Origin of the sequence: Dietzia sp. E1 (assembly GCF_014145015.1) — a bacterium.
In the GTDB taxonomy this organism is placed as follows: Bacteria; Actinomycetota; Actinomycetes; order Mycobacteriales; family Mycobacteriaceae; genus Dietzia; species Dietzia cinnamea_A.
The window spans coordinates 1-5,596 of the sequence record NZ_JAALDU010000071.1; the positions used below are offsets into that span (position 1 = coordinate 1).

The 5,596-nt window shown below is 71.5% G+C and carries 4 protein-coding genes and 1 pseudogene; 4 read left to right on the forward strand and 1 reads right to left on the reverse strand.

The window, feature by feature from the left end:
- Positions 1-416, reverse strand: a 416-nt coding sequence (locus tag G6030_RS03145) for a TetR/AcrR family transcriptional regulator (protein WP_182642174.1), incomplete at its 3' end; no start/stop codon positions are given.
- 162 nt (positions 417-578) lie between these two features.
- Here G6030_RS03145 and G6030_RS03150 point away from each other — a divergent pair.
- The 4 genes and pseudogenes from G6030_RS03150 to G6030_RS03165 all read left to right on the forward strand — a co-directional run.
- A complete protein-coding gene (locus tag G6030_RS03150) occupies positions 579-1,796 on the forward strand; it encodes an acetyl-CoA C-acetyltransferase (protein WP_182642175.1) in 1,218 nt (405 codons plus the stop codon).
- Between the two features lie 41 nt (positions 1,797-1,837).
- Positions 1,838-4,036 carry a 3-hydroxyacyl-CoA dehydrogenase NAD-binding domain-containing protein gene (locus G6030_RS03155; protein WP_182642176.1) on the forward strand — a complete coding sequence of 733 codons (2,199 nt, stop codon included), beginning with the start codon at positions 1,838-1,840 and terminating at the stop codon, positions 4,034-4,036.
- A pseudogene (locus G6030_RS03160) lies at positions 4,036-5,023 on the forward strand (nitronate monooxygenase family protein). Before G6030_RS03155 ends, G6030_RS03160 begins: the two are co-directional and overlap by 1 nt.
- A partial coding sequence (locus tag G6030_RS03165; RefSeq protein WP_182642177.1) for an enoyl-CoA hydratase-related protein occupies positions 5,020-5,596 on the forward strand: 577 nt, incomplete at its 3' end. The pseudogene G6030_RS03160 and the gene G6030_RS03165, both read left to right, overlap by 4 nt.

Here is a 5,596-nt window from a genome sequence, read left to right on the forward strand (position 1 = left end):
CGGCGCACGCGGGCGTCGGCGGCGACCACCGCGGCGCGGTCCTCCGGCGTGAGGTATCGCGCCTGCCAGCGGTACAGGGCCGCGCGTGACCGGTGGGTGAGCGTGACCCGGGTGACCGCGTCGACCAGCTGCGCCAACGCCGCGTCGCCGTCGGGCTCCGCGCGGGATCCGGCGGCGTCCTCGAGCTCGGACACCAGCACGGCCACGGCATCGCGGAACATCTCGTACTTGCCCGGCACGTGTCGGTACAGCGCCCCGGGCGTGAGATCCAGCCGCTCGGCGATGTGCTCGACGCGGGTCGAGTGATAGCCGCGGCGGGTGAACTCCTCGGCCGCCGCGAGCGCTATCTCCGCACGTCGCGAGCCCGCGACGGGAGGTGACAGCGCGGGTGCTGGAGGCGGGGGAGGCAGGGTCACGGCGTCTCGGCTCTCGGGTTCGGCGGAACCATGTGTGATCTTGACAACACGGGATACTGTGGCCATAGTAAACCCTAATTCACACATATATGTGATCGGATCCGTCGTGACCGCCCGCCCGGCGGCCCCGGCGGGCTCGAACGCGGAAGGGATCTCCCACCCATGTCAGTGCCCGAGGCCTACATCTACGACGCGGTGCGCACGCCCCGCGGACGGGGCAAGTCCAGCGGCTCGCTCTACAGCGTCGCCCCGATCGACCTCGCGGTCGGCGTCCTGCGGTCCATCGTCGAGCGCAACGGTGGACTCGACCCCGCGCAGATCGAGGACGTGGTCATGGGCATCGTCGGCCCGGTCGGCGAGCAGGGCGCGGTGCTGCCGCGCGTCGCCGCGATCGCCGCGGGGCTGCCGGAGACCGTGGCGGGCGTCCAGGAGAACCGCTTCTGCGCCTCGGGCCTGGAGGCGGTGAACCTCGCGGCGCAGAAGGTCCGCGCCGGATGGGAGGACCTCGTCATCGCCGGCGGCGTCGAGTCGATGTCGCGCGTGCCCATGGGCTCCGACGGTGGCGCCTGGGCGCAGAACCCGCGCGTCAACTACGAGACCTCGTTCGTGCCCCAGGGCATCGGCGCCGACCTCATCGCCACGCTGGAGGGCTTCTCCCGCCGCGATGTCGACGAATTCGCCGCCCGCTCGCAGGAGCTGGCGTGCGCGGCATGGGACTCAGGCCGGTTCGCCGGTTCGGTCGTCCCCGTCGTCGACCTCGCCGGCCAGGTCGTGCTCGACCACGACGAGCACATCCGTCGGGGCACTACCGCCGACGACCTCGCGAACCTCAACCCGAGCTTCGCCGCGCTCGGCGAGCAGGCCGGATTCGACGCCGTGGCGCTGCAGAAGTACCACTCGGTCGAGAAGCTCGACCACGTCCACCACGCCGGCAACTCCTCCGGCATCGTCGACGGTGCCACCGCGATGCTCATCGGCAGCGCCGAGGCCGGCGAGCGCAACGGCCTGAGGCCCCGTGCGCGGATCGTCTCCGCCGCGGTCGTCGGATCCGAGCCCACGATCATGCTCACCGGACCGACCCCCGCCGCCCGCAAGGCCCTCGCCAAGGCCGACCTGACGATCGACGACATCGACCTGTTCGAGGTCAACGAGGCGTTCGCCGCCGTGCCCATGAAGTTCGCCAAGGATCTCGACGTCCCGATGGAGAAGATCAACGTCAACGGCGGCGCGATCGCCATGGGGCACCCGCTCGGCGCCACCGGCGCGATGATCCTCGGCACCGCCCTGGACGAGCTGGAACGCCGCGACGCCCGTTACGCCCTCGCCACCCTCTGCGTGGGTGCCGGGATGGGCATCGCCACCATCATCGAACGCCTCTGACCAGCGCCGGCCTCCAGCCTCACAAGGACGAGAACACCTCAATGAGCAGCGATTACACCAACACCATCACCTACGAGCGCGATGCCGACGGCGTCGTCGTCCTCACCATGGACGACCCCAACCAGAGCGCCAACACCATGAACGCCGACTACCTCGCCTCCATGGAGGCGGCCGTCGACCGCCTGGAGGCCGAGATCGACGACGTCACCGGCGTCGTCCTCACCTCCGCCAAGAAGACCTTCTTCGCCGGCGGCGACCTCGGCGACATCCTGTCCATCCCCGCCGACGGCTCCGACCTGGCGATCCAGACCGTCGAGCGGGCCAAGGCCCCGTTGCGGCGCCTCGAGACCCTGGGCAAGCCGGTCGTGGCCGCGATCGCCGGTACCGCGCTCGGCGGTGGCCTCGAGATCGCCCTCGCCGCCCACCGCCGCATCGTCGTGGACTCCCCGGCCGTCCAGCTGGGCCTGCCCGAGGTCGGCCTGGGCCTGCTGCCCGGCGGTGGCGGCATCGTCCGCACCGTGCGCATGCTCGGCGTGGCCACCGCGCTGATGGAGGTCCTCCTCGAGGGCAAGCGCCTGCGCCCCGGAAAGGCCGCGGAGATCGGCCTGGTCGACGAGCTCGTCGCCGGGCCCGGGGACCTGCTGCCCGCCGCCAAGGAGTGGATCAAGGCCAACCCCGAGGCCGCCCAGCCGTGGGACCGCAAGGGCTACCGGATGCCCGGCGGCACCCCGTCCAACCCCGCGCTCGCGGCCAACCTGCCCGCCTTCCCGGCCATGCTGCGCAAGCAGCTCAAGGGCGCGCCGTACCCGGCCCCCGTCGCCATCATGGCCGCTGCCGTGGAGGGCGCGGGACTCGACTTCGCCGCCGCGGAGAAGGTCGAGGCCCGCTACTTCGCCGGCCTCGCCACCGGGCAGACGGCCAAGAACATGATCCGCGCCTTCTTCTTCGACATGCAGAAGGCCAACGGCCTCGCCAAGAAGCACGGCTCCGCCGAGCGCGAGCCGATCGGCAAGGTCGTCGTCCTCGGTGCCGGCATGATGGGCGCCGCGATCGCCTACGTGTGCGCCAAGGCCGGCATGGAGGTCGTCCTCAAGGACATCGACCAGGCCGCCGCCGAGCGCGGCAAGGGCTACTCCGAGAAGCTCGTCGCCAAGTCCGTCGCCCGCGCGGCCGAGGGCGAGGCGCGCGACAAGGCCCAGCTCAAGGGCGACGCGCTCCTGGCGCGCATCACCCCGACCACCGACGCCGCCGCCGCCGACGGTGCGCAGGCCGTCATCGAGGCCGTCTTCGAGGACCCGAAGGTGAAGGAGCAGGTGTTCGCCGAGATCGCCCCGCATCTCGCGCCCGACGCGCTCCTGTGCTCGAACACCTCGACCCTGCCCATCACCATGCTGGCCGAGGGCGTCGACCGGCCCGCGGACTTCATCGGTCTGCACTTCTTCTCCCCGGTCGACAAGATGCCGCTGGTCGAGATCATCAAGGGCGCCAAGACCGCCGAGGACACCCTGGGACGAGCCCTGGCGCTGGTCGCCCAGATCGGCAAGACCCCGATCGTCGTCAACGACTCCCGCGGGTTCTTCACCTCCCGCGTCATCGGCACCTTCACCAACGAGGGCATGGCCCTTCTCGCCGAGGGCGTGCCCGCGCCGACCATCGAGCAGGCCTCCTCGCAGGCCGGCTACCCCGCGCCCGTTCTCGCCCTCATGGACGAGCTCACCCTGACCCTGCCCCGCAAGATCCGGGACGAGACCCGCGAGGCCGCCGAGGCCGAAGGTCGGGTGCTGCCCGACCACCCGGGCAACGCGGTGCTCGATCGCATGATCGACGAGTTCGACCGCAAGGGCCGCTCGAGCGGAGCCGGGTTCTACGAGTACTCGGACGGCAAGCGCGTCGGCCTGTGGCCCGGCCTGAAGGACGCCTTCGGCGGCACCACCGAGATCCCGTTGCAGGACGCGATCGACCGCATGCTCTTCGCCGAGGCGATCGAGACCGTCAAGTGCCTCGACGAGGGCGTGCTCGAGACCACCACCGACGCCAACGTCGGCTCGATCCTGGGCATCGGCTTCCCCGGCTGGACCGGCGGCGTCGCCCGCTACATGGACCAGTACCCCGGCGGCCTGCCCGGGTTCGTCGCCCGCGCCGAGGAGCTCGCGCAGCGTTACGGCGAGCGGTTCACGCCGCCCGAGTCCCTGCGCTCCAGGGCCGCCTCAGGCGGCACCTACGAGGAGGTCCGGCCGTGATCCGCACCCGCTTCACCGAGGAGTTCGGCGTCCGTCACCCGATCGTGCAGGGCGGGATGATGTGGGTCGGCCGCGCCGAACTCGCCGCCGCGGTGTCGGAGGCCGGTGCCCTGGGCATCATCACCGGCCTCACCCAGCCGACGCCGGAGGACCTGGTCAGAGAGATCGCCCGCTGCCGGGATATGACCGACCAGCCGTTCGGGGTCAACCTCACGATCCTGCCGTCGATCAACCCGCCGCCCTACGCCGAGTACCGGCAGGCGATCGTGGAGTCGGGTGTGAAGATCGTCGAGACCGCAGGATCGAACCCTTCCGAGCACCTGCCGGTGTTCCACGAGGCCGGCATCAAGGTGATCCACAAGTGCACCTCCGTGCGCCACGCCCTCAAGGCCGAGCGGCTCGGCGTGGACGCCGTGTCCATCGACGGCTTCGAGTGCGCCGGGCACCCCCGGGGAGGACGACGTCCCCGGCCTGGTCCTCATCCCCGCGGCGGCGTCCAGGCTCACGATCCCGATCCTCGCCTCCGGTGGCATCGCCGATGCGCGCGGCATGGTCGCGGCTCTGGCCCTCGGCGCCGACGGCGCCAACATGGGCACCCGCTTCATGTGCACCGCCGAGTCGCCGGTCGCCGAGCAGGTCAAGCAACAGATCGTGGCCAACTCCGAGCTGGACACCAAGCTGATCTTCCGGACGCTGCGCAACACCGCCCGGGTCGCCGCCAATGCGATCTCGGCCGAGGTCGTGGCCAAGGAGGCCGAGGGCGTCGAGTTCGCCGACATCCAGCATCTCGTCGCCGGCGCCCGCGGGCGCAAGGTCTTCGAGGACGGCGACCTGGACGCGGGAATCTGGACCGCCGGCCAGTGCCAGGGCCTCATCGACGACGTGCCCACCGTGGCCGAGCTCGTCGACCGGATGATGACGGAGGCGGAGGAGATCATCACCTCCCGCCTGGCCGGGATGGTCGCGGCCGCGGAGGCCGTCCGATGACCGCCTCGGGACGCGACGCCCTGCGCCTCGACAGGGACGACGTGGGCGTGGTCACCATCACGATCAACCGCCCCGAGCGGATGAACGCGGTCGACTACGCGACCCTCGCGGCGCTGGGCGAGGTGATCGCCGAGGTGGGGGCGGAGGACGACACGCGTGTCATCGTCCTCGCCGGTGAGGGTGGCGCCTTCACCACCGGGGCCGACCTCCAGGCCGCCGGCGAGGCCGGCTCGTCCGGCGACGCGGTCGCGCCCGACGTCACGATGGACGCCGCCAACAACCTCGTGCACGCCGTGCTCAAGGCGCCCGTCCCGGTGATCGCGGCGGTCAACGGGCCGGCCGCCGGCGTCGGGGTCTCCCTGGCCCTGGCCGCCGACACGATGTTCATGTCCGAGGACGCCTACCTGCTGTTCGCCTTCACCAACATCGGCCTCATGCCCGACGGCGGCGCCAGCGTGCTGCTACCCGCGTCCGTGGGGCGCTCGGTGGCCTCCCGCATGCTGCTGCGCGGGGACGCGGTGTCGGCGGCCGAGGCGCGCGACGTGGGCCTGGTCGTGGACGTGCTGCCGGCCG